3 protein-coding genes are annotated in these 4,110 nt (G+C 70.6%); 1 reads left to right on the top strand and 2 read right to left on the bottom strand.

What is annotated here, in order from left to right:
• Nucleotides 1–114: 114 nt before the first annotated feature.
• Complete coding sequence (locus ABT247_RS32265) at nt 115–2,226, bottom strand: DNA gyrase/topoisomerase IV subunit B (protein ID WP_350749896.1); 2,112 nt, start codon at nt 2,224–2,226, stop codon at nt 115–117.
• Nucleotides 2,227–2,766: 540 nt separating this feature from the next.
• Between ABT247_RS32265 and ABT247_RS32260 the strand changes: the two genes are divergently transcribed.
• Nucleotides 2,767–2,997: a DUF7455 domain-containing protein gene (locus tag ABT247_RS32260; protein ID WP_350749893.1), complete on the top strand. Its 231-nt coding sequence runs from the start codon at nt 2,767–2,769 to the stop codon at nt 2,995–2,997.
• Nucleotides 2,998–3,288: 291 nt separating this feature from the next.
• On the opposite strand, the gene ABT247_RS32255 is transcribed toward ABT247_RS32260, so the two are convergent.
• On the bottom strand, nt 3,289–4,110 hold an 822-nt coding region (locus tag ABT247_RS32255), incomplete at its 5' end, for a S1 family peptidase (RefSeq protein WP_502892541.1).

Genomic DNA, 4,110 nt, shown 5'->3' with positions numbered 1-4,110 from the left:
CCGAATACTGCTTTTGTGTTCTTGTCGTTTTTTTTTGTTTGCTGTCGTGTGCCCCTCCGCGCCGGCGCCGCCCGCCCGCGGGGGCGCCCCCCCCCCCCCGGGGACCGGCCGTGGTCAGGCGTCGATGCGCGAGCGATCCAGGGTCGCCGCCGAGTCCACGATGAACTCCTTGCGCGGGGCGACGTCGTTGCCCATCAGCAGGTCGAAGATCTTCTCGGCCTGCTCCAGGTCGCCCAGGTTGATCCGGCGCAGCGTGCGGTGGCGCGGGTCCATGGTGGTCTCGGCCAGCTGGTCGGCGTCCATCTCGCCGAGGCCCTTGTAGCGCTGCACCGGCTCCTTCCAGCGCATCCCCTTGCGCTGGAACTCCAGGAGGGTGGAGCGGAGTTCGGAGTCGGAGTAGGTGTAGTGGTACTTCTCCTGGCCGCGCTTGGGGTTGGTGAGCTCGATCCGGTGCAGCGGCGGCACGGCGGCGAAGACCCGCCCCTGCTCGACCATCGGCCGCATGTAGCGGTGGAAGAGGGTCAGCAGCAGGGTGCGGATGTGCGAGCCGTCGACATCGGCGTCGGCCATGAAGATGACCCGGCCGTAGCGGGCCTGGTCGATGTCGAAGGTGCGGCCCGAGCCCGCTCCTATGACCTGGATGATCGCCGCGCACTCGGCGTTCTTGAGCATGTCGCTCACCGAGGCCTTCTGCACGTTGAGGATCTTACCCCGGATCGGCAGCAGCGCCTGGAACTCGGAGTTGCGGGCGAGCTTGGCGGTGCCGAGCGCCGAGTCGCCCTCGACGATGAACAGTTCGCTGCGGTCGACGTCGTCGCTGCGGCAGTCAGCCAGCTTGGCCGGCAGCGAGCTGGTCTCCAGCGCGGTCTTGCGGCGCTGGGCCTCCTTGTGCTGGCGGGCGGCGACCCGGGTGCGGGCGGCGGCCACGACCTTCTCCAGCACGGCCCGGGCCTGCTGCTTCTGGTCCTTCTTCGTCGAGGTGAGGAAGGCCTTGAGCTCCTTGGCGACGACGGCGGCGACGATCCGGTTGGCCGCCGAGGTGCCGAGCACCTCCTTGGTCTGCCCCTCGAACTGCGGCTCGGCGAGCCGGACGGTGACCACCGCGGTGAGGCCCTCGGTGGCGTCGTCCTTGGTGATGTCGTCCTCGGCGACGCGCAGCAGCTTGGCGGCGCGCAGCACCTCGTTGACGGTCTTGGCGAGCGAGCGCTCGAAGCCGGTGACGTGGGTGCCGCCCTTGGGGGTGGCGATGATGTTGACGAAGGAGCGCAGGGTGGTGTCGTAACCGGTGCCCCAGCGCAGCGCGATGTCCACGCCGAGGTGGCGGGTGACCTCGGTGGGGGTCATGTGGCCGAGCTCGTCCAGGACGGGCACGGTCTCCTTGAAGGTGCCCTCGCCGCGCAGCCGCAGCACGTCGGAGACCGGCTTGTCGGGAGCCAGGAACTCGCAGAACTCGGCGATGCCGCCGTCGTAGTGGAAGACCGACTCCTCGACCTGCTCGCTCTCGGTGAGCCGCTCGTCACGCACGACGATGGTCAGGCCGGGGACCAGAAAGGCGGTCTGCCGGGCGCGGTTGTGCAGGTTCTCCAGGGAGAGCTTGGCGTCCTTGAGGAAGATCTGCCGGTCGGCCCAGTAGCGGATCCGGGTGCCGGTGCGGGTCTTGGGCACCTTGCGGGTCCTGGTGAGGCCGTTGGCGGGCTCGAAGGGGGCGTCCGGGCTGGCCTCGGTGAAGATGCCGGGGGTGCCGCGACGGAAGCTGATCGCGTGGGTGTGGCCGTTGCGGTCGACCTCGACGTCCAGGCGCGCGGAGAGCGCGTTGACGACCGAGGCGCCGACGCCGTGCAGACCGCCGGAGGCCGCGTACGAGCCGCCGCCGAACTTGCCGCCCGCGTGCAGCTTGGTCATCACGACCTCGACGCCGGACAGCCCGGTCTTGGGCTCGACGTCGACCGGGATGCCGCGGCCGTTGTCGCGGACCTCCACCGAGGAGTCGGGGTGGAGCACGACCTCGATGCGGTCGCAGTAGCCGCCCAGCGCCTCGTCGACGGAGTTGTCGATGATCTCCCAGAGGCAGTGCATCAGGCCGCGGCTGTCGGTCGAGCCGATGTACATGCCGGGGCGCTTGCGGACGGCCTCCAGGCCCTCCAGGACGAGCAGGTGCCGCGCGGTGTAGTTGGAACCGTCGTCGCCGGCCAGCAGCGCGGACGGCACGGTCGTTTCGGCACTCACGCGGCACTCTCCTCGGTGAAGTTCTGTCTCATGGGTCACATCGCGGACGGATCCGGACCCGACCGCCAGTGCAGCACGCCGCACCGACAGCCGTGGCTCCATGTGCCCGCACCGCTGCGCGAGGTGCACAGCACGACGGACCGGTCCCGCGCAGCTTGTACGCGCTGCGCGAACAAGGGCCCCGCCCGGGTCGAGGCCCCGGGAGCGCCATTTCCTCCCGGTACCACCGGTCCTGGCGGTTCGTGGGGTCCGGCGCAGGCTCCGGAACTGCCGTTATGCAGGCTACCGGGGCCCGGGACGGGGCTTATGCTCCAACCCGGCAGAGGATTATGCTACGCGGACCTCGCACCCGATCCCGATCGGGCGTTCGAGCGAGGGGCGGATCCCGGGATTCGACACGCATGAACCACCGGCGCCCGGGGCACGTCCTCATCAACACAGCAGAATCCTCAGAGAAGAAAAGCCACGAGCGGGAACGTTTTCGGCCTGGTTGGATGTTGACCCTGGTACGACAGCTCGTCGAGCTAGAGAAGAGGCGACGTGACTACTGTTCTGACCCCTGCGAGCCCGCTCACCGCGGCTGACCGCTGCGACCGCTGCGGCGCCCAGGCCTACCTGCGCGTCGTACTCGCCAGCGGCGGAGAGCTGCTCTTCTGCGCCCACCACGGCCGGAAGTTCGAGCCCGAGCTCAAGAAGATCGCCGTGGAGATACAGGACGAGAGCGGCCGTCTCAGCAGCACCACCGCGACGGCCGCTGAGGACGAGCGCTGATCCCAGGCGCCACAACCAGCAGCCAACGTCCCGAGCTGTGTCCGGCCACGCACCGCGCGTGACCGGTGAGCCGGGCGGTCGGCCCCTTCGGGGGCGGGCCGCCCGGCTCAGCTGTTCTCGGGGCGCTTCCCCCGGGCCGCTCCGCAGCGCGGGCCGCCGCGCCCGTAGCGCCGGGAAAGCGGCGCGGCAAAGAGACGACACCGCGTCAGACCGTCACCGCACCATCACGGGCGGCGACGCCTGCAGCGACGCCCATCGCTGTGTTCGCGGCGACGCTCACGGCCGCGTTTTTCACAGCACCGAACGCACGGCATCCGCCACCGAGGACACCCGGGTGTACACGCCGGGGTGGGCCGCTTCGGCGCAGCCCGTCCCCCAGGAGACCAGGCCCACCAGCCTGCCGCCCACGATCAGCGGACCGCCGCTGTCGCCCTGGCAGGCGTCCTTGCCACCCTTCTCCTCGCCCGCGCAGACCATGCCCCGGGCGTCGAACCTGCCGTCCTGACCTCCCGGGTAGGCGTGGGCGCAGGTCTGGTCCGCGATCACCGGCACGTCCACCCCGCGCAGCACCGGCGAGTAGTCGCCCCGCCCCGTGGTGTCGCCCCAGCCGTACACCTGCGCCCTGGTCCCGGGCGCGTACGGCTCGGTCTCGCCCTGGCCGACCAGTTCCACCACCGGCCGCGAGCCCTGGGATCCGGACAGGGTGAGCACCGCGACGTCGTTCATGTTCGCCGCGAAGTTGTAGTCGGGGTGGATCCAGACCGATTGGACCGACACCTCGCGGCCGGCCGAGCCCCGCAGGTCGTCCCGGCCGACGATCACCTTGAGCCCCGGCCGGTCCACCCGCCCCTTGGCCTCGCCGTAGAAGCAGTGCGCCGCCGTGACCACCTTGGTCGGAGTGACCAGCGCTCCCCCGCAGAACTGACCGGAACGTCCGCCGCCGAACTGCTGGCGACTGGACAGCGCCACGATCCACGGGTGGTCCGCCGTACTCACCGTGCTGCCGCCGACCACCCGGCGCTGCGCCTCGGCCGGGGGCGCCGCACCGAGCGCGACCGGCGAGTGGCGCCGCCCGACCCTCCCCCACCAGCACGCCGCCGACACCGAGCGGCA

The sequence above is a fragment of the Kitasatospora sp. NPDC001539 genome (genome assembly GCF_040298565.1).
Taxonomy (GTDB): domain Bacteria; phylum Actinomycetota; class Actinomycetes; order Streptomycetales; family Streptomycetaceae; genus Kitasatospora.
This window is presented reverse-complemented; position numbering and strand designations above follow the sequence as displayed.